The 24,489-nt window shown below is 63.5% G+C and carries 23 protein-coding genes; 15 read left to right on the top strand and 8 right to left on the bottom strand.

What is annotated here, in order from left to right; all coding sequences use genetic code 11:
- Positions 1 to 285 (bottom strand): hypothetical protein (locus ACF8SD_RS10770; protein WP_392484897.1); only part of this gene is annotated, 285 nt, incomplete at its 3' end.
- A gap of 244 nt (positions 286 to 529) precedes the next feature.
- Between ACF8SD_RS10770 and ACF8SD_RS10765 the strand changes: the two genes are divergently transcribed.
- Positions 530 to 2,677 (top strand): polysaccharide lyase family 8 super-sandwich domain-containing protein, encoded by a 2,148-nt coding sequence (locus tag ACF8SD_RS10765; RefSeq protein ID WP_392484895.1) that lies wholly within the window; start codon positions 530 to 532, stop codon positions 2,675 to 2,677.
- A gap of 51 nt (positions 2,678 to 2,728) precedes the next feature.
- Here the strand turns inward: ACF8SD_RS10765 and ACF8SD_RS10760 are convergent, their stop codons facing one another.
- A complete protein-coding gene (locus tag ACF8SD_RS10760) occupies positions 2,729 to 3,649 on the bottom strand; it encodes an AraC family transcriptional regulator (RefSeq protein WP_392484893.1) in 921 nt (306 codons plus the stop codon).
- A 102-nt stretch (positions 3,650 to 3,751) separates the two neighbouring features.
- Here ACF8SD_RS10760 and ACF8SD_RS10755 point away from each other — a divergent pair, with 102 nt between their 5' ends.
- The 5 genes from ACF8SD_RS10755 to ACF8SD_RS10735 are packed head-to-tail and all read left to right on the top strand — an operon-like array spanning position 3,752 to position 8,187.
- A complete protein-coding gene (locus tag ACF8SD_RS10755) occupies positions 3,752 to 4,312 on the top strand; it encodes a carboxymuconolactone decarboxylase family protein (RefSeq protein ID WP_392484891.1) in 561 nt (186 codons plus the stop codon).
- Positions 4,313 to 4,357: 45 nt separating this feature from the next.
- Positions 4,358 to 5,422 carry an acyl-CoA dehydrogenase family protein gene (locus ACF8SD_RS10750; protein WP_392484890.1) on the top strand — a complete coding sequence of 355 codons (1,065 nt, stop codon included), beginning with the start codon at positions 4,358 to 4,360 and terminating at the stop codon, positions 5,420 to 5,422.
- On the top strand, positions 5,419 to 6,240 hold the full coding sequence (locus tag ACF8SD_RS10745; RefSeq protein WP_392484888.1) for an ABC transporter ATP-binding protein: 822 nt from the start codon (positions 5,419 to 5,421) through the stop codon (positions 6,238 to 6,240). The genes ACF8SD_RS10750 and ACF8SD_RS10745 overlap by 4 nt, the downstream gene beginning before the upstream one ends.
- Complete coding sequence (locus ACF8SD_RS10740) at positions 6,227 to 7,432, top strand: ABC transporter substrate-binding protein (RefSeq protein ID WP_392484887.1); 1,206 nt, start codon at positions 6,227 to 6,229, stop codon at positions 7,430 to 7,432. The genes ACF8SD_RS10745 and ACF8SD_RS10740 overlap by 14 nt, the downstream gene beginning before the upstream one ends.
- Positions 7,432 to 8,187, top strand: a complete 756-nt coding sequence (locus ACF8SD_RS10735) for an ABC transporter permease (RefSeq protein ID WP_009685594.1) — start codon at positions 7,432 to 7,434, stop codon at positions 8,185 to 8,187. The genes ACF8SD_RS10740 and ACF8SD_RS10735 overlap by 1 nt, the downstream gene beginning before the upstream one ends.
- A gap of 65 nt (positions 8,188 to 8,252) precedes the next feature.
- Here ACF8SD_RS10735 and ACF8SD_RS10730 read toward each other — a convergent pair whose 3' ends face one another.
- Both ACF8SD_RS10730 and argC read right to left on the bottom strand, forming a co-directional pair.
- Complete coding sequence (locus ACF8SD_RS10730) at positions 8,253 to 8,939, bottom strand: GNAT family N-acetyltransferase (protein ID WP_173889665.1); 687 nt, start codon at positions 8,937 to 8,939, stop codon at positions 8,253 to 8,255.
- Positions 8,940 to 9,020: 81 nt separating this feature from the next.
- A complete protein-coding gene (gene argC / locus ACF8SD_RS10725; protein ID WP_110677269.1) occupies positions 9,021 to 9,962 on the bottom strand; it encodes an N-acetyl-gamma-glutamyl-phosphate reductase in 942 nt (313 codons plus the stop codon).
- Positions 9,963 to 10,153: 191 nt separating this feature from the next.
- Between argC and ACF8SD_RS10720 the strand changes: the two genes are divergently transcribed.
- Positions 10,154 to 11,035, top strand: coding sequence for a LysR family transcriptional regulator (locus ACF8SD_RS10720; RefSeq protein ID WP_173889662.1), 882 nt, complete (start codon positions 10,154 to 10,156; stop codon positions 11,033 to 11,035).
- Between the two features lie 15 nt (positions 11,036 to 11,050).
- Here ACF8SD_RS10720 and ACF8SD_RS10715 read toward each other — a convergent pair whose 3' ends face one another.
- Both ACF8SD_RS10715 and ACF8SD_RS10710 read right to left on the bottom strand, forming a co-directional pair.
- On the bottom strand, positions 11,051 to 11,593 hold the full coding sequence (locus ACF8SD_RS10715) for a WYL domain-containing protein (protein ID WP_173889660.1): 543 nt from the start codon (positions 11,591 to 11,593) through the stop codon (positions 11,051 to 11,053).
- A 160-nt stretch (positions 11,594 to 11,753) separates the two neighbouring features.
- Complete coding sequence (locus ACF8SD_RS10710; protein ID WP_173889659.1) at positions 11,754 to 12,662, bottom strand: LysR family transcriptional regulator; 909 nt, start codon at positions 12,660 to 12,662, stop codon at positions 11,754 to 11,756.
- A gap of 172 nt (positions 12,663 to 12,834) precedes the next feature.
- On the opposite strand from ACF8SD_RS10710, the gene ACF8SD_RS10705 reads away from it, so the two are divergent.
- The 3 genes from ACF8SD_RS10705 to ACF8SD_RS10695 are packed head-to-tail and all read left to right on the top strand — an operon-like array spanning position 12,835 to position 16,433.
- A complete protein-coding gene (locus ACF8SD_RS10705) occupies positions 12,835 to 14,139 on the top strand; it encodes an MFS transporter (RefSeq protein WP_173889657.1) in 1,305 nt (434 codons plus the stop codon).
- A gap of 30 nt (positions 14,140 to 14,169) precedes the next feature.
- A complete protein-coding gene (locus ACF8SD_RS10700; protein ID WP_173889655.1) occupies positions 14,170 to 15,411 on the top strand; it encodes a Zn-dependent hydrolase in 1,242 nt (413 codons plus the stop codon).
- Positions 15,411 to 16,433, top strand: coding sequence for a histone deacetylase family protein (locus ACF8SD_RS10695; protein WP_392484885.1), 1,023 nt, complete (start codon positions 15,411 to 15,413; stop codon positions 16,431 to 16,433). The genes ACF8SD_RS10700 and ACF8SD_RS10695 overlap by 1 nt, the downstream gene beginning before the upstream one ends.
- A 318-nt stretch (positions 16,434 to 16,751) precedes the next feature.
- On the opposite strand, the gene ACF8SD_RS10690 is transcribed toward ACF8SD_RS10695, so the two are convergent.
- Positions 16,752 to 18,176 (bottom strand): PLP-dependent aminotransferase family protein, encoded by a 1,425-nt coding sequence (locus ACF8SD_RS10690; RefSeq protein ID WP_173889651.1) that lies wholly within the window; start codon positions 18,174 to 18,176, stop codon positions 16,752 to 16,754.
- A 325-nt stretch (positions 18,177 to 18,501) separates the two neighbouring features.
- On the opposite strand from ACF8SD_RS10690, the gene ACF8SD_RS10685 reads away from it, so the two are divergent.
- On the top strand, positions 18,502 to 19,914 hold the full coding sequence (locus ACF8SD_RS10685) for an amino acid permease (RefSeq protein WP_009685581.1): 1,413 nt from the start codon (positions 18,502 to 18,504) through the stop codon (positions 19,912 to 19,914).
- 3 nt (positions 19,915 to 19,917) lie between these two features.
- On the opposite strand, the gene ACF8SD_RS10680 is transcribed toward ACF8SD_RS10685, so the two are convergent.
- Complete coding sequence (locus ACF8SD_RS10680; protein WP_392484883.1) at positions 19,918 to 20,097, bottom strand: hypothetical protein; 180 nt, start codon at positions 20,095 to 20,097, stop codon at positions 19,918 to 19,920.
- Between the two features lie 111 nt (positions 20,098 to 20,208).
- On the opposite strand from ACF8SD_RS10680, the gene tam reads away from it, so the two are divergent.
- The 4 genes from tam to ACF8SD_RS10660 all read left to right on the top strand — a co-directional run bounded on the left by tam (position 20,209) and on the right by ACF8SD_RS10660 (position 24,488).
- A complete protein-coding gene (gene tam, locus ACF8SD_RS10675; RefSeq protein ID WP_392484901.1) occupies positions 20,209 to 20,985 on the top strand; it encodes a trans-aconitate 2-methyltransferase in 777 nt (258 codons plus the stop codon).
- A 154-nt stretch (positions 20,986 to 21,139) separates the two neighbouring features.
- Positions 21,140 to 21,850, top strand: coding sequence for a YebC/PmpR family DNA-binding transcriptional regulator (locus ACF8SD_RS10670; protein ID WP_009685578.1), 711 nt, complete (start codon positions 21,140 to 21,142; stop codon positions 21,848 to 21,850).
- Positions 21,851 to 21,967: 117 nt separating this feature from the next.
- A complete protein-coding gene (locus ACF8SD_RS10665; RefSeq protein ID WP_173889646.1) occupies positions 21,968 to 22,912 on the top strand; it encodes a LysR family transcriptional regulator in 945 nt (314 codons plus the stop codon).
- Positions 22,913 to 23,075: 163 nt separating this feature from the next.
- A complete protein-coding gene (locus tag ACF8SD_RS10660; protein WP_392484881.1) occupies positions 23,076 to 24,488 on the top strand; it encodes a DOPA decarboxylase in 1,413 nt (470 codons plus the stop codon).
- Position 24,489 lies beyond the last annotated feature (1 nt).

Below are 24,489 nucleotides of genomic sequence, written 5' to 3'. Positions count from 1 at the left end.
AATGTTTCCATCGACCGCTGTTGCAGTCCCCAGACGCAGGTAAGCATCCAGGCCGCTGGCCTTGAGTTTTTGTTGCACCAACGCCGGCCACTTGTCCTGTGTATTCTGATCACCAAAACGGAACGACAATGGTGAGCCTGGCAGCGGTTCGCCGGTGACGCCGTCAAGTACATCGAAGGTACGTACCGCTTCGCTCCATTTATCATTCAATGGAATGCCCACGTTGCAGCGTTGCCAGGAAGGTGCGGTGCTGGCAACGTTTGTCGTATCTGATGTGGATGACATGGTACCGCTCCATCGGCATGAGAGATACGTTATTGATCCGCACTCACCAAATTGCGGCAACTGGCAAAAATGCTAGGCGCGTCCTGTGATGGACAGAAGATTATCGACTGCGGGAGCACGGATAGACCATTTTCCAAGAACCGCAACTGACACTATTATCAGTTGCCATAGGCCATGAGCGCGATGAAGATCCTGATAAGCCAAGGGGAAGAAGATCCTGACAATCCAATGACTCGAGGGCGCTATGAGCATTAGTGATAAGTGGATTGAAGAAGCCACACAATGTATGGCAACAAATCAGAGCGCCTGGTTGCTCGATGCCGAACAGACATTCACACGTTTGAACACTGGCGCGACCACTTCAGCGGCGGAATCGGACGTGAAGGCCTGGCAAGAAAGCTGTAAAGGTGGCGCCTTCCAAGATATCGAATATCCGCAGCAGCAGGCAGGTCACAACACCGCGCCGCTGTACGAACATCTGCATCGTGTGCACAGCCTGGCCAGCGTTGGAATTCAGCAAAGTAAAGATATTTATACTGCTTGTGCGGTAGAGGCGTTAGTGTTTTTTACTCAACAAGCCTACGCCACAACTAACTGGTGGCATATCAATATCGGGTTGGCCCGAAGCATAGGGCGTTGTCTGATAGTGTTGGCTGGAGCAAGGCAAGCACCTGCTGAGTGCCTCGCTTATGTGCAGAATATCTCTAATGTTGACCTGGATATGAGCGGTGCCAACCAAACAGATCTTGCCTCAAACCAATTGCTATGGGCGTTTGCAGGGTGGAAGGCTACGGCGGACCTGGATTATTTAAAGCATGCCTATGCGGCTTCCAAGGAGATCTCCCGGTGTTGTGAGTTTGCCTACCTTCGCAAGCCGAGTTGGGGTGAAGGCATGCGGGTGGATTACAGCTACAGCGCGCATAACCCATACGCTACCAAAGAGAAAAATTCTGTATGTTCGCAATTGTACGCAGGCAGTTACGGTGCTGAATTTTTACGAGGCGTTTTTCATGCTTGCTCGATGCTGAGTGGTGTCTTTTCTCTTGCCTCAGAGAGCCTGGAAAAGCTCGAACTACACATGACTGAGGGACTGGCGTGGTGCGCCTATGCCGGATCTTATGATTTCCATACTCGTGGGCGAGTTATCAGCCGCAAGGGGGAAGGTGGGACTGGCAGTTGGACGAGGTGGATTGACTTGCTGTTACCGACGGCAAAAAAGCCAGAGAGATTGCGGGAATTAAGGAAACTCGCTACAGGTGAAGTCCTGACGACTCCAGGTTACAGAGGTAGTCGGGCTTTTTGGACAAACGACTTTTTGTCCCATATTGATGATGACTTCGCCGTTTTTTGTAAAGTTATCTCCAAGAGAACGGTAGGTACGGAAACGGGGAATGGTGAAAACCTCAAGGGTTATTATATGGGCAGTGGTAGCTACTTCGTCCATACTCATGGCAAGGAATATGAGGGTATCCCGCCTGTGTGGCATTGGCAGTACCTACCCGGCACCACAGTCGAAGAGGTCCCGCGTTTCAATTATCCGCTAGTGGAGTTTGGGTACGGTGCAGGGGGTAGTCACGATTTTTCCGGTGTTCTCAGCGACGGTGAGACGGGCGTTGCGACCATGATTCTGACGCGGCAGAATATTAAAGAATGCCAAAAAACAATCATTGCATTGCCAGGTGCGGTTTATTTTCTGGGTCTCACTGGTGATCTTTCGAAAGTTGCTAACAATGTCCATACTACAGTGAACCAGTGCTGGCATGACGAGGGACTGGTAAGGGCAACAATGACTGGCGGGAAAGAGACGCATAGCATCATGTCCGGGGAGCTCAGGCGATTTGATATTTCTGAAGTGAGGCATGACGGCCTTCTTTATCAGTTTCTGCTGCCAGCAGACGTGACAGTCGAATTGACTACCAGTCGAGGTACTTGGAAATCCATCAATAAGGGGCAGTCTGCCGAGCCTGTGAGTGGTGGTACTTTTTCCCTGTGGATCAATCATGGTAAACGAAGTAAAGATAGATATGCCTATGTGATTCGAAAGGCTGGCTCTGCTGGCGCTCAATGTTCATTTGTGTGTTCCGAAGCGTCGCAAACTATCACTTCGGTCGAGAAGGGTATGGCTGCGGGGGCAATCTTCAGTGCGGGCGCTGAAATTGACCTGGGTGATGTTAAAATAAAACCCAAGTCGCCGTTGGCGTTTATCGCGCACCTCGAGGACTCCACGTTAACCCTGACGATCAGCGACCCGACACAAAAGCTTGATTCAATCGAAATTCATTTTGAGTGGATAAACGCTAAGTATGATCATGTAGTCAATCTGCCTACTGAATTGGACTTCCGCGGTAAAGGTGTCACAGTCGTGTTTACCGCTAAGGGTGTCAGGGCTTGACTACGGCCGCCTTTCACATGGATCGTTGCAGCGGCGATGCTACAAACAACTTCACGGCTGACAGCGATCCTGAGGGCGCCGCCGATACGCCCCCGGCTGCACCCCCACCGCCTTTGCAAAGGCCCGGGTAAAGGCCGCCACCGACTGATACCCCACCTGCGCCCCGACCTGCTCCACGGTATTGCCCGCCCGCAACAACCGACAGGCATGGCGCATGCGCAACGCCAGCAGCACCTGCCCCGGCGACTGCCCGGCCAGTTCATTGAAGCGTTTGAAGAACGCCGAGCGCGACAGCCCTGTGCAGGCCGCCATGCTCTCCAGTGTCCAGGCCTGCCCGGGTTGTTCGATCAACTGCTCGAGCAAACCGGCGAACGCCGGCTGGCGGGCGAGGGCGACCAGCCCGCCCAGCGACTGCCCGGCATGCGCCTGCTGGCGCAGCGCGTAGAGGAACAACAGGTGCGTCAGCCGCTCGAGCAGCGCCTGTGAAGGCGAGGGGGGGCGTTCGCACTCCCCGAGGATGAGCCCGAACAAGGCACGCGCCGCATGCCCGTCAGGCTCGTCCCGGCGCAGCACGATCAAGTCGGCCAAGCCCTCGACGATCAGCGAAGAGAGCCCCGGCCGAAAGTGAAAGAACCCACACACCAGACCCACGCCATCCGTCGCGCCCGGCTCCAGTGCCTGCATGGTCTGGCGCGGTTGGGCGCAGGCGTCGCCGAGGTCCTGTTCGCTGGAAAGCCGATACCCCAGGTCGCGCAGCAGGAACACCGCATCCCCGGCCTCCAGTCGCGCAGGTTCGGCGCGGCCATCCAGGTGCAGCCAGCAATGCCCCTGCACCACCAGATGGAAACTGGCGCGGCCCATGCCTTGGGTGCTGGCATGCCAGCCGCCGCAGTAACGGCCGACATGGAACAGGCTGGCATCGAGCTCTAGGCCTTCTAATAACCAATCGACGAGGTGGCTGGATGAAATCATCTAATGCAAAGACTCAGGAGCAAGGAAAGGCGACTGATGAATATGGAGGGTAATTCTTATAACCAACAGACTGTATAGACACACATCGAAGGAGACCACTCCATGTCCTCGCGCATTACTCTACACACCCTGCAGAGCGCCCCGGAAGCCGCACGTCCGTACCTCGAGAACGCGCAGAAGAACTCCGGCTTCATCCCCAACCTGCTGGGGGTACTGGCCAACGCACCAGCGGCGCTGGAAACCTACGTGACCGTGTCGGCCCTCAACGGCAAGTCCGAGCTGACCCTGGCCGAGCGCGAAGTGGTTCAGCTGATCGCCGCAACCCAGCACGGCTGCGACTTCTGCGTGGCCGGCCATACCGCCGTGGCGCTGAACAAGGCCAAGCTGCCGGTCGAGGTGGTCGACGCCTTGCGCGCCCGTGGCGAGCTGCCGGATGCCCGCTACGAAACCTTGGCCGAGTTCGCCCGTGAAGTCATCGCCACCCGCGGCAATGTCAGCGAAGCCACCTACCAGGCGTTCCGCGAGGCCGGTTTCAGCGAAGGCAACGCCCTCGAAGTGATTCTGGGCGTAAGCCTCGCAACCTTGTGCAACTTTGCTAATGTGTTCGCCCAGACGCCACTCAACGACGAACTGAGCAAGTACCGCTGGCAGCCAGACGCATAACAGCCTCGGTGCCGGCCCGGCCGGCGTTTTCAAAGGAGTAGGGACATGCTTGAAGCTGCATTTCGTCAATGGCTGGATGCCAATGCCGAGGCAATCGACCAAGGCCAGTGCGACCCGCACCAGGTCTTGGCGCAAATCGCCGAGTCACAGTTGCTGCGGGTCGGTGTCGACCAAACCCTGGGCGGCAGCGGCGGCGAGGTGACCGACGCGGTCGAGGCCATTGCCGCCATCGCCAGCCGCTCGCTGGCTGCCGCTTTCGTGTGTTGGGGCCAGCGCGCCTTTATCGAGTACCTGTTGCAAAGCCCCAACCAGCCGCTGCGCGCGCGCTTGCTGCCACAGCTGCTGGCCGGCGAGCTGGCCGGTGCCACCGGCCTGTCCAATGCCATGAAGTTCCTCTCTGGCATCGAAGCCCTGCAAGTGCGCGGCCGCCCGGCGGGCGATGGCTGGCACCTTGAGGGCCGCCTGCACTGGGTGACCAACCTGCGCAAGAGTGGGTTCGTGGTAGCGGCGGCCATCGAGGACGACGCGGGCGGTGCTCCGTTCGTACTTGCCATTCCTTCGGATGCCCAGGGCCTGCAACGTTCCGACGACTTGCAACTGATGGGCTTGCAGTCGAGCAACACCGCTGCCTTGGCCTTCCACCAGGTGCCGCTGGCACGTGACTGGTTGCTGCACGACAATGCCCGCGCGTTCCTGCCGCAGGTACGCCCCGCCTTCCTGGGGTTGCAGTGTGGCATGGCCATTGGCCTGGCGCGCCGGGCACTGGACGAAGTGCAGGCCCACCTGCAGGGGCGTGCCTCATTCCTGGACGAAGCCCGCCAGGTGCTCAGCGAGCGCCTGGAGAATACCGTCAGCGAACTCAAGCAAGGTTTGCTCGATGGCCGCTTCCTGCAACAACCGGCGGCCTTGTTCAAGCTGCGCATCACCCTGGCCGAAAGTGCCGCCGACGCGGTGCAACTGGAATTGCAGGCCAGTGGTGGCAAAGCCTACCTCAGCGAGTATGGCGAAGGTTTTGCCCGCCGCTGGCGCGAATCGGCGTTCGTGCCGATCGTCACGCCCAGCCTGGTGCAGCTGCGGGCCGAGCTGCACCGCCAGGCAGCCGGGGCATGAGTGCAATGTTGCTCGAAGCCCGTGACATCAGCCTGGGCTACCCGGGCGAGGGCGGCTGGCAGCAAGTGCTGGCGCAGTTCGACCTGCAGCTGGGGCGCGGCGAGGTGGTGAGCATTCTGGGCCCCAGCGGCGTTGGCAAGTCCAGCCTGTTGCGGGTATTGGCCGGCCTGCAGCAGCCGAGTGGTGGCAGCGTGCGGCTGCATGGCCAGCCGCTGCAGGGCCCACACCCGCGCCTGGCGGTAGCCTTCCAGGACCCCAGCCTGCTGCCTTGGCTGAGCCTGGAGAAAAACGTCGCCTTCGGCCTGGACTTCGCCCGCCAGCCCAAGCTGGCGGCTGCCGAACGCCGTGCACGTATCGACCACGCTATCGCCGCCGTGGGCCTGGGCCACGCCCGCAGCCATTACCCGGCGCAGCTGTCTGGCGGCATGGCCCAGCGGACCGCGCTGGCCCGTTGCCTGGCACGGCAGCCGGAAGTGCTGTTGCTCGACGAACCGTTCGGCGCGCTGGATGAAGTCACCCGTGCCGACATGCAGCAATTGCTGCTGCAATTGATCGCCACCCACAACACGGCGGCGGTGCTGATCACCCACGATATCGACGAAGCCCTGTTGCTGTCCGACCGTGTGCTGCTGCTGGGCGACCATCCAGCGCACATCCTCGGCCAGTGGCACATCGGCCTGCCGCAGCCGCGCACGCAGCGGGTAGAAGAACTGGGCGCCCTGCGCATTGAAATCCTCAAGACGCTCCGGCGAGCAAGCCGCACGGTCGAACCCACCCCAACCCCCCAGGCCTCGGAGGCTGTCCATGTGCATGGATGACTGCTGTTCCTCGTCTTCACGACGTGATTTTCTCAAGCTGGGCGCCATGCTCACCGCCGCCGGTGCACTGCCGTTGCTGTCGAGCCTGCAGGCCCGCGCCGCTGCCGAGCCGGACGCGCCGGTCCGTATCGGCTACCTGCCGATCACCGACGCCACGCCCTTGCTGGTGGCGCACAACAACGGCCTGTTCGAAGCCGAGGGTATCAAGACCGAACGCCCGGTATTGCTGCGCAGTTGGGCACAGGTGATCGAGGCGTTCATCTCTGGCCAGGTGAACGTGATTCACCTGCTGTCGCCGATGACCGTGTGGGCGCGCTATGCCAGCAAGGTGCCGGCCAAGGTGGTGGCGTGGAACCACGTGGGCGGTTCGGGCCTGACCGTCGCCCCCGACATCACAGACATGAAGCAGTTGGGTGGCAAGACCGTGGCCATACCCTTCTGGTACTCGATCCATAACGTCGTGCTGCAGCAGATGCTCAACGACAACGGCCTGACACCGGTGTCGAAGCCGGCCAGTGCGGCATTGGCAGACAATGAAGTGAACCTGCTGGTGTTGCCGCCCTCCGACATGCCGCCGGCCCTGGCCAGCAAGCGCATAGCCGGTTACATCGTCGCCGAGCCGTTCAACGCCCTGGCCGAGAACCTCAAGGTTGGCCGCGTGCAGCGTTTCACGGGAGATGTCTGGCGCAACCATGCCTGCTGCGTGGTGTTCATGCACGAACACGACCTCGACAACCGCCCCGAGTGGTCGCAGAAGGTGGTCAATGCCATCGTCAAGGCCCAGCACTGGACCCGCGACCACCGCGCCGAAGCAGCAGCCTTGCTGTCGCGTGCTGGCGCCAACAAGTACACGCCCCATGACCCGGCGGTGCTGGCCAAGGTCCTTGCCCCGGCGGCTGAGGACCGTGCCGGCTACATCGCCAGCGGCGCTATTCGCCACCAGCAGTGGGACGAAAAGCGCATCGATTTCCAGCCTTACCCGTTCCCGAGCTACACCGAAGCACTGGTCAAGCGCTTGCAGCACACCCTGATCGAAGGTGACCACGCGTTCCTCGCCGGCCTGGACCCGGCGCAGACTGCCCGCGACCTGGTGGATGACCGCTTCGTGCGTAACGCCATTGCCGCCGTGGGCGGGCCGTCGGTGTTCGGCATAGCCGACAACTACGAGCGCAGCGAGGAGTTCGCCGTCTGATGCGTACGCACGTAGTACATGCCGGGCTTGGCCTGGCCGGTTTGCTGGGCTTGCTGGCACTGTGGTGGGCCGGGGTCGCCGTGTTCGGCCAGGCCGATGGCCTGTCGGCCCGGTTTGCACCGCAGGCCACGTTGGCCAGCCTGGTCGAGCTGCTGGGGCAGGGCGAGGTCTACGGGCATATCTGGGTCAGCCTCAAGCGCATCCTGGTCGGTTTGTTGCTGGCGTTGCTGATCGGTGTGCCGTTGGGGTTGCTGGTAGGTAGCTACCGGCACCTGGAGGCGGCGACCACGCCGGCATTCCAGTTCCTGCGCATGATCTCGCCGTTGTCGTGGATGCCGGTGGTGGTGATGCTGATGGGCGTGGGTGACCAGCCGATCTACTTTTTGCTGGCGTTCGCCGCGTTGTGGCCGATCCTGCTCAACACCGCCGCCGGGGTGCGGCAACTGGACCCGCGCTGGCTGCAGTTGAGCCGCAGCCTGAGTGCCACGCGCTGGGAAACCTTGTGCAAGGTGATCGTGCCGGGGGTGATTGGCCATGTGCTGACGGGCGTGCGCCTGGCCATCGGGATCCTGTGGATCGTGCTGGTGCCCTGCGAAATGCTGGGGGTCAGTGCTGGGCTGGGCTATTTCATTCTCGATACCCGCGACCGCCTGGCGTACTCCGAGCTGATGGCCATGGTGCTGTTGATCGGTGTGCTGGGCTTTCTGCTCGATGCCCTGGCGCGCGGGCTGCACCGGCGCTGGGTGCATGGCTGAGCCGCCGGGCCGCGCCGAGCATGAGCGGTGCGGTGCGGCCCTGAGCGTTGTGCTTGACGGTGCGATCAGTGCACGTGCTGGCGCTGGCGCACACACTCCTGCGCCTGTGCGGTCAGCGCGTCCAGCCGCTCGTCGCGCATCTGCTCCGCTTCGATCATCGCATCTTCGCCTTGCTGGTTGAGCAGGTAGGTATGAATCTGCAGCACCTCGGCGGTCTGGTAGATGGGGGCGATGTCCAGGCGGCCGATCAGAGCCCCGCTGGCCTGGCCGGTGCTGCTCATCAGCACTTGCGGACCATTGGCGGCCACCACCTGCATACCCATGGCTTCGAACCACGGTACCTGGTTGGCGAAGGCGTTCAGCTCGACGCAGGCATGGCGCGCCTGCAGGTCGCCCAACAGCGCCCGGGCGATGCCCTGGCGGCGATGGCTGGCGCGTACGGCCATGAATGCCAGGGCACAGGCCTGCTTATCGTCCTCGGCGGGTAGCGACAGAGCAAAGCCCAACAACTGGTCAGGCGCTTCGGCATCCAGTGCCAGGGTCAGTGCCACGGCCAGGCCGCGGTTACCGTCCAGGGCTTGCAGGTACTGATGCACCTCCATGCCGACGCCGTACTGGTACAGCGGGTACAGCGGGTTGTCTGCAGTGATCGCGACACTGCTCAACTCACCGACGTTGTGAATCACCAGCTCGCGGATCTGGTTCTGGAAAGACTCGGGCGGCACGCTGTCAAGGCGGCTCAGGATGAACATCTGGGGGCAGGCTCCGGCGGTTAGACTGTACAGCCCGCACAGGGAGGGCGCGGGCTGTACAGTCTAACCGGTTTTGACCCATCAGCCGCGCGCCTGTAGTGCGCCGAGCATCAAGTCCAGGTTTTGCACCGCCGCACCCGACGCGCCTTTGCCCAGGTTGTCGAAGATGGCGGTGAGCAGTACCTGGCCGTGTTCAGGGTTGGCGTACAGCGCCAGGCGCAGGTCGTTGCTGTCGTTCAGGGCTTCAGGGTCGAGGTTGGCCGCGCCACCTTGTTGGTGCAGAGGCATTACCTGAACATGGCGGGCTCCCTGGTAATGCTGTTCCAGGCAGGCTTGCAGCTGTTCGGCGCTGACCTGTCCGGGCAGCAGGCGCAGTTGCAGCGGGATGCTCAGCACGATGCCCTGGCGGTAGGCGCCGTAGCCAGGCATGAACAGGGGCCGTGCCGAGAGCCCGGCGTGCTGCTGGATCTCGGGCACATGCTTGTGCGCCAGGTCCAGGCCGTACAGTTGCAAGGCCGGGGCTTTGTCGGCAGCGGGCTGTTCATGCCGTTCTACCGCCGCGCGGCCGCCGCCGGAGTAGCCGGAAATGGCGTGGATGTTCAGCGGGTAATCGGCAGGCAGCAGGCCGGCCTTGACCAGCGGGCGCAGCAACGCGATGGCGCCCGTGGGGTAGCAGCCGGGGTTGCTGACGCGCTTGCTTTGGGCAATGCGTTCGGCTTGGTGCGGGTCCAGTTCGGGCAGGCCATACACCCAGCCTGGGCTGGTGCGGTGTGCCGAGCTGGCGTCGATTACCCGCACCTGCGGGTTGTGGATGGCGGCCACCGCTTCGCGCGCGGCGGCATCGGGCAGGCACAGCAGGGCGATGTCGGCGCTGTTGATCGCCTCGCCACGCCGTTGAGGGTCTTTGCGTTCGGCTTCTGGCAGGGTCAGCAGGCGCAAGTCGCTGCGGCCTTGCAGGCGAGCGTGGATCTGCAGGCCGGTGGTGCCTTGGTCACCGTCGATGAAGACAACAGGGGTATGCATGGTCGGGGGTCCGGATTGAGAAGGGATGGCCTATGTTCGCGGGTGGCGTTGTTAAAGAAAATTTGAATATCATGATCAGCGCATTCAGCTTTTCTGAATGATGCGCTGGCCTTTTGGCGGTGAACCTGCCCCTTGAAGCTGCCTTGGCGTTCAGCCGTCAGTCTTTGTTTTGTGAGGAAGCCGCAGCGACCATGCGCGAAATCAGCCTCGACCGCCTGCGTACGCTGGTGTTCATCAGCGACCTGGGTTCATTTGCCGAGGCGGCTCGCCAGCTCAACCTGGCGCCGCCCACCATCAGCCTGCACGTGGCCGAGCTGGAGGCGCGCGTCGGCGCCCCGTTGCTCAACCGTACCCGCGGCCAGGTACGGCCCACGGCCATCGGTGAAACGCTGCTGGCCCGCGCCCGTCGCTTGCTGGCCGACGCGGACCAGGCGCTGGACGAAGTTCGCCGCCAGGTGCAGGGCCTGAGCGGCCGGGTACGCCTGGGTGCCTCGACCGGGGCCATCGCCCACTTGCTGCCACAGGCGTTGGCCGGCTTGCGGGTGGAGCATCCGGGGATCGATGTGCAAGTGCAGGTGCTCACTTCGCAAGCCTCGCTGGCGCGTTTGCGCGAGGGCACGCTGGATGTCGCGCTGGTGGCGTTGCCGCAGGTGGCAGTCAAGGGGCTGGCCGTAACACCCTGGCGGCGCGACCCGATCCTGGCCTACGTGCCGGCCGACTGGCAGCCCCCGGCCAAGGTCACGCCTGCGTGGCTGGCGCAACGGGCGCTGATCTTGAATGACAGCACTACCCAGCTGTCGCGGGTGACAACCGAGTGGTTTGCGGCGGCGGGGTTGCACCCCGAGCCGCGTATCGAGCTGAACTACAACGATGCCATCAAGAAGCTGGTCGGTGCCGGGTATGGCGCGACGTTGCTGCCGCAAGAAGGGGAGGCCGCCGAGCTTGATCAGCGCATTGCCCACCGACCGCTGCGGCCCGGGCTGTGGCGGCAGTTGGGTATCGCCTGCCGGGAAGGGCAGGTGGAGCGCGCTACCGCGTTCGTGCTGCAGGCCCTGGAGCGGCTGCGCCAGTAACGCCCGCCAACGGTTTCAACCAACCGTTTCGTGCAGGGCCAGGCTCTGGCGCAATTGCGCCAGCATGGCCAGGCGCAGCGCCTTGGGGGCCTGCACGCGGATAGAGCCGGCCTGGGACAGCAGCCAGCTCATCAGTGCCCGGTTGTCGTCTACCGTGGCCACCAGCACAGCGCCACCGTCGCCCTGCGCGGTCAGTTGCATATCTGCCGACAGCGGCGCCTGCTCCAGGCGCCGGGCAAGGGCGTCATCGACCCAGGCGCGCAGCTCCACCTGAGCCGCCGGGCATAGCGCGTCGGGTTGCAACTGGTGCGCTTGCTCCAGGCTCAGGCCCGGTTGCCAGTACCAGCCATAGGGCATGCCCTTGCTGTTGCATTGCAGCGGGAACAGGGCGGCCAGTTCGACCAGGTCGCGCTCTACGGTACGCTTGCTGGTGGTGTGGCCCACGCCGCTCAGGGCACGTTGCAACTGGGTGGAGCTCACGCCCGGGTGGCGGCCTGGCAGCAGCTTGAGCAATTGCCACTGGCGGGCAATGGTATGGCGGGTAGGGTGGCTGGGCAAAGGGTTCGTCCTTGAAGGCAGGCATCGCGCCGGCCTGGGTGATGGCATTTAGCTATGTATCAGCATACCCTTTCCCCTGATCGGATCCAAGTTGCACCACAAGGCGGCCAAGGCCACCGGCGCGATGCGCGCTTGGCAGCGCCGGTGGTGGCGCTGCAGGTCAGTCAAGGCGCTGTTGCAGCCCCTCGATGAACACCTGTTCGGCCCGGCTGAAGCGCTGCTCCCGGTTCCACAACAGGTGAATGTCCACATCGGCAATGCCCTCCAGCGGGTGCAGCTTCCACAGCAGCCCAGCTGCAACATCCGGCGCTACCACGTGCTCGGGCAGGCAGCCGATGCCGAAACCGGCAATTACCAGGCGGCGCACTTCCTCGAGGCTCGGTGACGAGGCCACGATGCGCCCGGCAAAGCCCTGCTGGTCGCGGAAAATGGTCAGTGGCGACAACATGCCGCCAATCTGGTCACTGGTGAAGCTGACGAAGTTCTCCCGCTGCAAGTCGCCCTCGGCCTGGCCGAACAGCGCATGGTGCTTGCCACAGAAAAACGCGTACCGCTGGCGCAGAAACAGTCGTTGCTCCAGCCTGGGCTGGGCGCGCCGGTTCAAGCTCAAGCCTGCGCTGGCGGTTTTCTCTTGCAAGGCTGCGACGATGTCGGAGCTGCGCATCACGTCGATTTCCAGGTCCACCCGTGGGTGCTGGCGATGGAAGTCGGCGAGGAAGGCGTCGAAGCGGTCGCTGACGATGCGGCTGATCATCAGCAAGCGCACCTTGCCCACCAGTTCGTCGGTGGGCTGCGCCAGCAAACTGCCGATCTGCGACATCTGCCCGTACACCTCGCCGGCCAGCTGGAACAGCTGTTCGCCCATTTCGGTCAGCACGAAACGCGGCCCACGGCGGGCGATGAGTTGGCGGCCAAGCTGTTCTTCCAGGCGCTTCAAGGCCTGGCTGACTGCCGGTTGGGTGAGATGCAGGCGGGCAGCGGCGCGGCTGATGGACAGTTCCTGGCCAATGACGCGGAAGGTACGCAGCAGGTTCCAGTCGAGGCGGTCGTTGAGCAAGCGGTCAGACATGGCAAGGCTCTATGATAAGCAGGGTTAATAGTTGGAATAATAAATAGAAAATTGACTAATCATAGCCCTGGCCCGATAAATCACAGGCATCGAGGCCCTCAAGCCAAGCGCCGCCAGAGCGCGACCGTGAATTCCCGTCACTCCTGCCAGAACAACAAGCAAAGGAGCCCCCATGAAGCCCGTCACTTGCGCCCAGCCACGCCGTGCCGCTGCCGCCGCTTTCATCGGTACCATGATCGAATGGTACGACTTTTACATCTATGCCACCGCCGCGGCCCTGGTGTTCGGTGCCTTGTTCTTCCCCTCCGATGACAGCCTGTTCAGCACCATGGCAGCGTTTGGCACCTTCGCCGTGGGCTTTTTCGCCCGGCCGCTGGGCGGAATCGTCTTCGGCCATGTGGGCGATCGTATCGGCCGCAAGAAATCGCTGGTCATCACCTTGCTGATGATGGGCATCGTCACGGTGTGCATCGGCCTGTTGCCGACCTATGCGCAAATTGGCGCCAGCGCGCCGGTGCTGCTGGTCCTGCTGCGCATCGTCCAGGGCATTGCGGTGGGCGGCGAGTGGGGCGGGGCCGTGCTGATGGCCGGCGAGCATGCCCCCAAGGGGCGGCGCAACTTTTTCGCCTCGTTCGCCCAGCTCGGCAGCCCGGCGGGCCTGATTCTGTCACTGCTGGCTTTTGGCGCAGTCACCCGTCTTCCGGAAGAAGACCTGATGAGCTGGGGTTGGCGCGTGCCGTTCCTGGCCAGCGCCTTGCTGCTGTTGGTCGGCCTGGCCATTCGCCTGGGGGTTAACGAGTCGCCCGCGTTCATCGCCAGCCGCGAGCAGGCAGAAACGGCCCGGCGCAAGGAGCAGGCACCGGTCTTCGAGGTGCTGCGCAGCGCCTGGCGCCCGCTGTTGCTGTGCATCGGTGCCAACACCCTGGGCATTGCCGGGGTCTACTTCACCAATACCTTCATGATCAGCTACACCACCCAGCAGCTGCACCTGGAGCGCTCGCTGATCCTGGAGTGCCTGTTCTTCGTGGCGATCATCCAGTTTTGCGTACAGCCCTTGGCTGCCTGGCTGTCGGAAAAGCTCGGCGCCACTCGCTTTCTGGCCTTGGTGGCCGTGCTGGCCATGGCCTCGCCTTACCCTATGTTCACCCTGGTCAGCTCGGGCCAAGGCCCTTTGATCGTGCTCGGCATCGCCTTGGCCGCTGCCTGCATGGCCTCGTTCTACGCGGTCATCGCAGGCTACGTCAGCGGCATGTTCGACACCCGTGTGCGCTATACCGCCATTTCCCTCGCCTACCAGGTGTGTGGCGCCATCGCCGGGGGCCTGACCCCGTTGATCGGCACCTGGCTGGCCCACCATTTCACAGGGCAATGGTGGCCGATGGCAGTGTTCTACACCCTGATCGCCACCCTTTCTCTGATCTGCGTGCTTGCCCTGGCGCGCCAGTACGCGCGCAGCCAGCAGCTCGAGCTGGCCTAAGCGAACCGATTCATTCTGGAGTACCTGCACATGTTGAAAAGCAATGGCGAACGCCTGTGGGCGAGCTTGATGGCCATGGCCGAAATCGGCGCCACCGCCCGCGGCGGCAGTTGCCGCCTGGCCCTCAGCGACGAAGACAAGGCTGGCCGTGAGCTATTCAGCCACTGGTGCCGCGAAGCGGGCCTGACGCTGAGCGTGGATGCCATCGGCAACCTGTTCGCGCGCCGCCCTGGCACCGACCCCGATGCCGCCCCGGTGTTGATCGGCAGCCACCTGGATACCCAGCCGGAGGGCGGCCGTTTCGACGGTGTCTATGGCGTGCTGGCCGGGCTGGAGGTGGTGCGCCGCCTCGACGAGCTGGGCATCAGTACCCGAAAGCCGCTGGAGCTCGCGGTGTGGACCAACGAGGAAGGTGCCCGGTTTACACCGGCGATGTTCGGTTCGGCCGTGTTCACCGGCACCCTGGCGCTGGAGCAAGCCTTGGCCATACGCGATGCGCAAGGCATCAGCGTCGCCGAAGCATTGCAGCGTACCGGTTACGCTGGCCAGCGGCCGCTGGGCGGGCCGGTGGATGCCTATTTTGAAGCGCATATCGAGCAAGGCCCGATCCTTGAAGATAACGCCAAGGCCATTGGTGTGGTCAGTGGTGGCCAGGCTATTCGTTGGCTGGATGTGACCGTCGAAGGCATGGCCGCGCACGCCGGCACCACGCCGATGCCCTTGCGCAAGGACGCCTTGTACGGTGCGGCGCAGATGATTCAGGCGCTCGAGCGGCTGGCAGCAGACTATGCCCCCGAGGCGCTGACCACTGTCGGCGAGCTGACCATCGCCAAGTCGTCACGCAATACCATACCCGGCGTATTGCAATTCACGGTGGACCTGCGCCACCACCGCGATGAAACCATCGAGGCCATGGAGCGCGACCTGACCCTGGCGCTGCAGGCCATCGCCCGCCAGCGCGGGTTGCAGGTGCGTATCGAACGGCACTGGGTCAGCCCGGCCACGCCGTTCGACCTGGACTGTGTAGCCGCTGTTCAGCAAGCGGTGGATGCGCTGGGTTATGCGCAGCAGTCGATTGTCAGTGGCGCTGGGCACGATGCCATCCTGTTGGCTCGCTATTGCCCGACGGCGATGGTGTTCATTCCCTGCATCGGCGGCCTCAGCCACAACGAAGCCGAGGATGTTCTGCCCGACGATGCACGCCAGGGTGCCGATGTATTGCTCAATGCCGTGCTGGCCCGTGCCGGCCGTGTCGAACCAGGAGAGGCCTGATGCGTTGCTACTTCCACCCTGAACAATTGCTGCATCACCCGCGCAGCTACTACTCGCGTGGCGCCATGCGCACCCCCCAAGAGGTGCCCGAGCGCGCCCAGCGCCTGTTGCAGGCTGCCAGGGACCTTGGCTTCGATATCCTCCAGCCAGAGGATGCCGGCCTGCAGCCGCTGGCGGCGGTGCATGGCGAGGCCTACCTGGCCTTCCTCGAAGAAGCCCATGCGCGCTGGAAGGAAGTGCCCGATGACTGGGGCGACGAGGTCATGTCCAATATCTTCGTGCGTGAGCCCAATGCCTTGCGTGGCATTCTCGCCCAGGCCGCGCGCTACCTGGCCGATGGCAGTTGCCCGGTAGGCGAGCGTACCTGGCATTCGGCCTATTGGTCCGCGCAGAGCGCGGTCGCTGGCGCCAAGGCCATTGCCGAGGGTGAGCCCGCGGCTTACGCGCTGTGCCGGCCTCCGGGGCACCATGCGCGGTTCGATGCGGCGGGTGGCTTCTGTTACATCAACAACGCTGCCGTCGCTGCCCAGGTCTTGCGCGGCCGCTACAGCCGGGTGGCGGTGCTCGACACCGACATGCACCACGGGCAAGGCATCCAGGAAATCTTCTACGACCGGCGCGATGTGCTGTATGTGTCGGTGCACGGCGACCCGACCAACTTCTACCCAGGCGTGGCCGGGTTCGAGGACGAGCGCGGCCGTGGTGAGGGGGAGGGGTACAACCTCAACCTGCCGATGCCCCACGGCGCCAGCGAAGCGGACTTCCTGAGCCGGCTGGACACCGCACTGGCTGCGGTGAAGGATTTTGGTGCGCAAGTGTTGGTGTTGTCGCTGGGCTTCGACATCTACGAGCTGGACCCCCAGAGCAAGGTGGCGGTGACGACCGAGGGCTTTGGCGTGTTGGGTGAGCGTATCCGTGCGTTGCGCTTGCCATGCCTGGTCGTGCAGGAGGGGGGGTACCATCTGCAGAGCCTGGAGGCGAACGCTCGCGCGTTTTTTGCTGACAAAGCGGACTGGCGGTGAGTGCTACCATGCTGTCTGTTTCGCGGGCTTACCGGCGAACAGGGTGTACCGGCAAAGCGCTATGTCAGGCAGAACTCGGCCAGCAGGCCCGGCCCTTTCGCGGGTGAACCCGCTCCTACGACGGGCGGGGGTGGCCTGCGGTCCTGCGGGGCCGGGCCGGCATCATCGATCAATGTAGGAGCGGGTTCACCCGCGAATACGGTGGTACCGGCAACGCATAATGCCTGGCAGAAACTGGCCCGCAGGCCCGGCCCTTTCGCGGGCACGCCCGCTCCCACACGTACTAAGCACACCTCAAGTTCACACGCCCGGTATGGCTTAAAGCCCAGCCCGACGCACATGCTTGACCAACACTTTCTCCAGCAACTCCCACATCGCCGGGTCGGTGCTGAACGCCACGTTGAAGCGCATCCAGCCGGTGGCTTTGGCATCGACCATGAACAACTGCCCAGGCCCGAGCATGATGCCTTTCTCCAGCGCGTCGTCCAGCAATGCCGCGCTGTCCGGGATCGCCGGATGGCGGGTCCAGATGTACATGCCTTCGTCGGACTCAATGAACAGTTCAAAGCCCAATCGATGCAGATGCCGACCAACTTCCTGATGCGCCTCTGCCAGGCGCTGGCGCAGACGCTTGAGGTGCTTGCGCCAGCGGCCGTCGATGACCGCGGCATAGACCACACGCTCCATCACCTGCGATGTGGTCAAGCCCGAACGCATTTTCAGCTGCAGCAGCTTCTGCATCAGCTCGGGGTTGGCCAGCATGAAGCCGACGCGCACGTTGGGCGAAATGCTCTTCGAATAGCTGCCCACGTACACCACCTGCTGCAGGTGGTCGAGGCTGGCCAGGCAGGGCTGGGGCTCGGCGACCATGTCGGCGTACAGGTTGTTCTCGACCAGGCGGAAGCCGTGCTGGCTGGCCAGCTGCAACAGCCGGTGCAGCTGCGGCAGCGGGGTGCGTGAGCAGGTCGGGCTGTGCAGGTGCGGCTGGGTGAAGAACGCCGTCGGGCGGTGATGGGCGAGCAACTGCTCCAGCTGGTTCAGGTCGTAGCCAGCCGGGGTGCGCGGGACGCCGACCAGCGTCGCGCCCAGGGTACGCAAGATGCTCATCAGGTTCGGATAGCCCGGGTCGTCCACCAGCACCACGTCCCCCGGCCGTACCAGCGTGCGTGCGGCCAGGTCCAGCGCCTGGCTGGCGCCGTGGGTCAACATCAGCTGCGCCGGGTTGGCGACGATCGACAATTCCTGCTGCAGGTTCTGTGCGGTCAGTGCACGCAGCTCCGGCAGACCCATGGGGTCGCCGTACCCCGACAGCTCCAGCGGGCTGCCGGCCACCTGGCGCAGGCCACGGCGCAGGCCGTCTTCGTACATCCAGTCGTTGGGCAGCCAGCCACACCCGGGTTTGTAGGGCAACTGACGGATCTCGAAAATCTGTTGCAGGTACCACTCGGAGTTGAACGTTGGTCGACTGGTGTCGGCCTCGGTGTTGTGCTGCTCCAGCAGCTCGGCCGCCGCGCGGTTGACGAAAAAACCTGCATTGCCCCGGCTCACCAGCAAGCCCTGGGCCACCAGGCGATCGTATGCCTCGACCACGGTGAAGGTACTCACCGAGTAGCTTGCGGCAAAGGCGCGAATCGAGGGTACCTTGGCGCCAGGCTTGAGGGTCTGGTTATCGATCAGCTCGCGCAGCGCGTCGATGATCTGGTTCACCAACGGGGTCGAGGAGTCTGGATGTAGTTCGAGCATTCGGGGCCTTCAGGGTGCGTATCGCCAGGCAATTGCAGGGTGTACTGCATAGGCGACCTGTACAGTGCAGTGCGAGTTTGATGCCACTGTGCATGGCTCTCTGCGTCGGACATTTTTACATTAGGTGTCAGATATCGCCACCAATAGCATGTTCAGTTCGCGCCAGGCGCCAGCCCTGGGGCGCGTCAGCAGGCCGCCATGGAAGGCCTGCGTGTGTTCGCGCACACCATCCTGCCCGCATTAGCACTGATGTACAGGTGAAGCCGCCAGCCATCGGGGTTTCACGGTTTTCCTTGGATAAAAAGAAGCACGGGGTACACAACTGATGGACGCAACATCCACTACCACCACCGCGAAAAGCGGGCACGAGAGCAAGCTCAGTGCCTCGCTTAAGTCGCGCCACCTGACGATGATGTCGATCGCCGGGGTTATCGGCGGCGCCTTGTTCGTCGGTTCCGGCAGCGTGATCCACAGCGCCGGCCCAGCCGCTGTCCTGGCCTACCTGGCAGGCGGCATCCTGGTGGTGCTGATCATGCGCATGCTGGGTGAAATGGCAACTTCCTCGCCTGATACCGGCTCGTTCTCCACCTACGCCGACCGTGCCATCGGCCGCTGGGCCGGCTTCACCATCGGCTGGCTCTACTGGTGGTACTGGGTCATTCTGATGGCCTGGGAAGCTTACGTAGCCGGCAAGATCCTGCATGGGTTCTTCCCGGATGTGAGCGTCAACGTGTTCGTGCTGGCCACGACCCTGTTGCTGATCACCGTCAACTTCTTCAACGTCAAGCACTACGGTGAGTTCGAGTTCTGGTTCGCCCTGATCAAGGTGATCGCGATCGTCTGCTTCCTGATCGTGTGTACCGCTGCGGTCACCAACGTCTGGCAGTTCGGTGAAGTCCGTGGCATCAGCCACCTCACCGCCGAAGGGTTCATGCCCAACGGCATTACCACGGTCATTGGCGCCTTGTTGGGGGTGATGTTCGCCTTCCTCGGCGCAGAAATCGTCACCATTGCCGCTTCCGAAGCCAAAGACCCGGCCGCACAGATCGTCAAGGCGACAAACTCGGTGGTGTGGCGGGTGTGCCTGTTCTACGTCGGTTCGATCTTCCTGATCGTCTGCCTGGTACCGTGGAACGACCCGCACCTGGGGGTTTCCGGCTATGGCGCCTACCGCCGTACCCTGGAGCTGCTGGGCGTGCCGTACGCCGAGCTGCTGATGAACTTCGTGGTACTGACTTCGGTCAGCAGCTGCCTGATATCTGGCCATTACACCGCTTCGCGCATGCTGTTCTCGCTGGCCCAGCGGGGCGATGCACCGTCGTTCTTCAAGATCACCCGCGCCGGCACCGGGGTGCCGGTGTACGCGATCATGGGTTCGTGCGCGGTGGCCGTGGTCTGCGCGCTGATCAACTTCAGTGAGACCCTGCGCCCGAAAGACGTGCTGGAAACCCTGATGAACACCACTGGCATGATTGCCCTGCTGGTGTACCTGGTGATCGCTTTCTCGCAACTGCGCATGCGCCGCAAGCTGATCGCTGAGGGTAAGGAAGTGCGCCTGAAAATGTGGCTGTTCCCCTGGCTGACCTACCTGGTCATCGCTTTCATCGTGGCGGCATTGGTCACCATGGCCTTCATGCCTGACTACCAGATCCTGGTGATCTCCACCGGTGTGGCCGCGGCCATCGTGGTGGCCATGGGTGTGGTGCACCAGATCCGCTCTGGCAGCAAGCAGCACTAAGCGTCACTCGCGATTGGAAACGGCCGGCTCCCGTGGGGACCCGGCCGTTTCGCGTTGTTGGGCCTGGGTTTTTTCGGCGGGCAAGTGAAAGCCCTGGTTCATCCACGGTGAGCCGAGCAGGGCGGCAGCCGCGATCAGGGCCAGGATGGCAATGGCGATATAGGTTTTCAGGGGGGTGCGCATACAGCAGATGACCCTGCAGGCAGCCCAACAGTTCATTGCGCGTGCCGCAGCGACCTAGACGGGCGTCACATGGCGTATGCTCCACGTATCACCCGCCTGGAGGAGCTGCACATGGCCTGGTCCGCCACCCAGTATTCGCTGTTCGAAGACGAACGTACACGCGCCGTGCGCGACCTGCTCGCCGCTGTGCCGTCACGGCCGGTACGCCACGCCACCGACCTGGGTTGCGGCCCTGGCAACTCCACCGAGGTACTGCTGCAGCGTTACCCCGATGCCCAGGTAACGGCGCTGGACAGCGACCCGGACATGATCGCCAAGGCCCGGGAACGCAAACGCCTGTGCATCCCACGGGTGCGCACGGTGGTTGCCGACATCAGCAGTTGGTCGGCCCCGGAGCCGCAGGACCTGATCCTTGCCAACGCCTCGCTGCAGTGGGTGCCCGAGCATGCCGACCTGTACCCGCACCTGGTGCGCCAGTTGAGCGAAGGCGCCAGCCTGGCGGTGCAGACCCCCGACAACCTCGATGAGCCTGCCCACCGGCAATTGCGCGAGATTGCCAGCCAGGGGCCACGGGCCGCGAAGTTCGCCGACCTGCAACTGCCACCCCGGCATGGGGCGGCCTATTACTACGACCTGCTCAGCCCGCTGTGCGCGCGGGTCGATGTATGGCGCACCACCTACCACCACCCGCTGATGGGCGGCGCCGAGGCCGTGGTAGAGTGGTTCAAAGGCTCGGCTTTACGCCCTTACCTGGCCAGGCTCGATGAGCAGGCGCAGGGTGATTTCTTGCAGATGTACCTGCAGGCCATGCAGCGCGACTATCCGCCGGCCACCGATGGCAAGGTGCTGTTGCCGTTCCCGAGGTTGTTCGTGATCGCTACCCGCTAGGGGCAGTTCAGCGCCAGGTGGCTGCCACGGCGGCAGGCAAGGCGGATCAAGGCTGATGAGATTTCTTGTCGAACCCATGCGTGAGGGCGTATAAACTGCACCCACTTTTGGCCGGTCGCTTCCTGAACCGGCCGCTGAAACAAAGAGAGTCGACATGGGCGCACAGTGGAAAGCCAAGCATAGAGAAACAGCTGCCAATGCCAAGGGCAAGATCATGGGCAAGCTGGCCAAGGAAATTCAGATTGCGGCCAAATCTGGCGCCGACCCGGACATGAACCCGCGCCTGCGTCTGGCCATCGTGCAGGCCAAGAAAGCCTCAATGACCCGTGAAACCCTGGAACGCGCCATCAAGAAAGGCGCTGGCCTGGACGGCGAGGCCGTGCAGTACCATGCCGTCAGCTACGAAGGGTTTGCCCCGCACCAGGTGCCGCTGATCGTCGAGTGCCTCACCGACAACGTCAACCGCACCGTTGCGCAGATCCGCGTGCTGTTCCGCAAGGGCCAGCTGGGCGCCAGCGGTTCGGTGACCTGGGACTTCAACCATGTCGGCCTGATCGAAGCCACCCCCGAAGGCGATGCCGACCCGGAAATGGCCGCCATCGAAGCCGGCGCCCAGGACTTCGAAGAAGGTGAAGAAGAGGGCTCGACCCTGTTCATTACCGACACTACCGACCTGGACGCGGTGCAGAAGGCCCTACCCGAGCATGGCTTCACCGTGACCTCGGCGAAAATCGGCTATACCCCGAAAAACCCGGTGAGCGCGGCCAGCCTGAGTGCCGAAGCGCTGGCTGAGGTTGAAGCGTTCCTCGAAGCGATCGACGAGAACGATGATGTGCAGAACGTTTATGTTGGTCTGACCGACTGATCTGTGCAATGGGGGCCGCTTTGCGGCCCATCGCGTCGCAAGGCCGCTTCTGTAGGCGCGACCTTGTGTCGCGAAACGAGGGCAATGCCCCTCGCAGCGGTCCGGAGCCGAACCCCGATGAACCCCACCTTCGCCTCCCTCAGCCTCGCCCACCTGCGCACCCTCGACTACCTGCTGCAGCTGAAGAACCTCAGCCATGCTGCCGAGCGTCTCGGCGTCAGCCAGCCGGCCCTGAGCCGCCAACTGGCCCTGCTGCGCGAAGCGTTCGGCGACCCCTTGCTGGTCCGCCAAGGCCGTGGCTACGTGCTCAGCGAACACGCCGAAACCCTGGTCGAGCCCCTGCGGCAAGTGCTTGAAGAGCTACAGGCCCTGCGGCAGCCCGCAGTCTTCGACCCGGCCCGCTGCGAGCGGCGCTTCTGCCTGGCTGCCTCGGACTATGTGGCCGAACACATGCTGCCGTTGCTGGTGGCTGCGCTGGAACAGGAAGCGCCGGGGGTTTCCCTGGAATACCGCACCTGGCAGGCAGGCCAGTATGCCTTGCTGGCCAGCGGCGAGATCGACCTGGCGACCACGCTGTTCGACGAGTCGCCACCCAACCTGCACGGGCGCCTGCTGGGTGAGGACCGCGCGGTGTGCCTGATGCGCCGCGACCATCCGCTGACGGCGCAAGCCACGCTCAGCCAGGCGGACTACCTGGCGCACAAGCACGTGCGTATTTCCGGTGGCGGTGACAAGGACAGCTTCATCGACCGCCACCTGCGCGCCCAGGGCCTGCAGCGGCGGGTCAGCCTGGAGGTGCCGTTTTTCTGCGCCACGGTCAAGGTGGTTGCCGGCAGCCAGGCCGTGGCCACCGTCCCCGAGCACATTGCCCGGCAACTGAGCCGCTTGCATGGCCTGGCCTGGCGGCCGCTGGGGTTTATCGACCATAGCCAGCGCTACTGGGTAGTGTGGCACCAGCGTCTGCAGGCCTCGGCCGAGCACCGCTGGTTACGCAACCGGGTGTTCGAGCTGTGGCGCCAGTCGCAGTTCGGCGTGCAGGGTGGGCATGCGCGTTTGCCATAGCAACTATGCGTGACATGGGGGTATTCGTCTGGGCATAGGTGCCTAGACTGGGGGCATTGTGTTGCCTGTGCTGGCTCTGTCCAAGCCAGCGTCCCGTGCTGTGGGCGCTGGCTTGCCTGCGACAGGGCCATAACAGGCTACGGATGACCAAAGGAGAGCCCGCGTGACCCCCGAACAATTCCGCCAATACGGCCACCAGCTGATCGACCTGATCGCCGACTACCGCCAGACCGTGGGCGAGCGCCCGGTCATGGCCCAGGTCGAACCCGGTTACCTCAAGGCCGCCTTGCCAGGGCAAGCCCCCCAGCAAGGTGAACCCTTCGAGGCCATTCTCGACGACGTCAACGCATTGCTCATGCCTGGCCTGTCCCACTGGCAGCACCCTGACTTCTATGGCTACTTCCCCTCCAATGGCACCTTGTCCTCGGTACTGGGTGACTTCCTCAGTACCGGCCTGGGCGTGCTGGGCCTGTCATGGCAGTCCAGCCCGGCCCTGAGCGAACTGGAAGAGACCACCCTCGACTGGCTGCGCCAGTTGCTGGGTTTGTCCAGCCAATGGAGCGGGGTCATCCAGGACACCGCCTCGACCAGCACCCTGGTGGCGTTGATCAGCGCCCGCGAACGCGCCACCGGTTACGCTTTGGTGCGTGGTGGCCTGCAGGCCGAAGCCAGGCCATTGGTCGTGTATATCAGTGCCCACGCCCACAGCTCGGTGGACAAGGCCGCGTTGCTGGCCGGTTTCGGGCGTGACAACATCCGCCTGATCCCCACCGACGAACACTACGCGCTGCGCCCGCAGGCTTTGCAGGCGGCCATCGAGCAGGACCTGGCTGCCGGCAACCAGCCCTGCGCCGTGGTGGCCACCACCGGCACCACCACCACCACAGCCCTGGACCCGCTGCGCCCGATCGGCGAAATCGCCCAGGCCCATGGCCTGTGGCTGCACGTCGACTCGGCCATGGCCGGTTCGGCGATGATCCTGCCGGAATGCCGCTGGATGTGGGAAGGTATCGAGCTGGCCGATTCGGTGGTGGTCAACGCGCACAAGTGGCTGGGCGTGGCGTTCGATTGCTCGATCTATTACGTGCGCGACCCGCAGCACCTGATCCGGGTGATGAGCACCAACCCCAGCTACCTGCAGTCGGCAGTGGATGGCGAGGTGAAGAACCTGCGCGACTGGGGCATCCCGCTGGGGCGCCGGTTCCGTGCGTTGAAACTGTGGTTCATGCTGCGCAGCGAGGGCGTGGAAGCGTTGCAGGCGCGGCTGCGACGCGACCTGGACAATGCCCGCTGGCTGGCTGGGCAGGTCAGCGCTGCGCAAGGCTGGGAGCTGTTGGCGCCCGTGCAGTTGCAGACCTTGTGCATTCGTCATCGGCCGCACGGGCTGGAGGGCGAGGCGTTGGACACCTACACCCAGGGTTGGGCGCAGCGGCTCAACGCCAGCGGCGATGCCTACGTGACCCCGGCGACGCTGGATGGCCGCTGGATGGTACGGGTGTCGGTCGGCGCCTTGCCGACCGAGCGGGGTGATGTGGAGCGGCTGTGGGCGCGCTTGCAGGGCGTGGTTCAGGGCTGAA

Source organism: Pseudomonas sp. CJQ_9 (assembly GCF_043106615.1).
GTDB classification, from domain to species: domain Bacteria; phylum Pseudomonadota; class Gammaproteobacteria; order Pseudomonadales; family Pseudomonadaceae; genus Aquipseudomonas; species Aquipseudomonas juntendi.
This window is presented reverse-complemented; position numbering and strand designations above follow the sequence as displayed.

Bases quoted from the DNA above. Each gene is read 5' to 3' on its own strand.
- ACF8SD_RS10765 (WP_392484895.1), top strand. From the start codon at position 530: ATGAGCATTAGTGATAAGTGGATTGAAGAAGCCACACAATGTATGGCA.
- ACF8SD_RS10760 (WP_392484893.1), bottom strand. From the start codon at position 3,649: ATGATTTCATCCAGCCACCTCGTCGATTGGTTATTAGAAGGCCTAGAG.
- ACF8SD_RS10755 (WP_392484891.1), top strand. From the start codon at position 3,752: ATGTCCTCGCGCATTACTCTACACACCCTGCAGAGCGCCCCGGAAGCC.
- ACF8SD_RS10750 (WP_392484890.1), top strand. From the start codon at position 4,358: ATGCTTGAAGCTGCATTTCGTCAATGGCTGGATGCCAATGCCGAGGCA.
- ACF8SD_RS10745 (WP_392484888.1), top strand. From the start codon at position 5,419: ATGAGTGCAATGTTGCTCGAAGCCCGTGACATCAGCCTGGGCTACCCG.
- ACF8SD_RS10740 (WP_392484887.1), top strand. From the start codon at position 6,227: ATGTGCATGGATGACTGCTGTTCCTCGTCTTCACGACGTGATTTTCTC.
- ACF8SD_RS10735 (WP_009685594.1), top strand. From the start codon at position 7,432: ATGCGTACGCACGTAGTACATGCCGGGCTTGGCCTGGCCGGTTTGCTG.
- ACF8SD_RS10730 (WP_173889665.1), bottom strand. From the start codon at position 8,939: ATGTTCATCCTGAGCCGCCTTGACAGCGTGCCGCCCGAGTCTTTCCAG.
- argC (WP_110677269.1), bottom strand. From the start codon at position 9,962: ATGCATACCCCTGTTGTCTTCATCGACGGTGACCAAGGCACCACCGGC.
- ACF8SD_RS10720 (WP_173889662.1), top strand. From the start codon at position 10,154: ATGCGCGAAATCAGCCTCGACCGCCTGCGTACGCTGGTGTTCATCAGC.
- ACF8SD_RS10710 (WP_173889659.1), bottom strand. From the start codon at position 12,662: ATGTCTGACCGCTTGCTCAACGACCGCCTCGACTGGAACCTGCTGCGT.
- ACF8SD_RS10705 (WP_173889657.1), top strand. From the start codon at position 12,835: ATGAAGCCCGTCACTTGCGCCCAGCCACGCCGTGCCGCTGCCGCCGCT.
- ACF8SD_RS10700 (WP_173889655.1), top strand. From the start codon at position 14,170: ATGTTGAAAAGCAATGGCGAACGCCTGTGGGCGAGCTTGATGGCCATG.
- ACF8SD_RS10695 (WP_392484885.1), top strand. From the start codon at position 15,411: ATGCGTTGCTACTTCCACCCTGAACAATTGCTGCATCACCCGCGCAGC.
- ACF8SD_RS10690 (WP_173889651.1), bottom strand. From the start codon at position 18,176: ATGCTCGAACTACATCCAGACTCCTCGACCCCGTTGGTGAACCAGATC.
- ACF8SD_RS10685 (WP_009685581.1), top strand. From the start codon at position 18,502: ATGGACGCAACATCCACTACCACCACCGCGAAAAGCGGGCACGAGAGC.
- ACF8SD_RS10680 (WP_392484883.1), bottom strand. From the start codon at position 20,097: ATGCGCACCCCCCTGAAAACCTATATCGCCATTGCCATCCTGGCCCTG.
- tam (WP_392484901.1), top strand. From the start codon at position 20,209: ATGGCCTGGTCCGCCACCCAGTATTCGCTGTTCGAAGACGAACGTACA.
- ACF8SD_RS10670 (WP_009685578.1), top strand. From the start codon at position 21,140: ATGGGCGCACAGTGGAAAGCCAAGCATAGAGAAACAGCTGCCAATGCC.
- ACF8SD_RS10665 (WP_173889646.1), top strand. From the start codon at position 21,968: ATGAACCCCACCTTCGCCTCCCTCAGCCTCGCCCACCTGCGCACCCTC.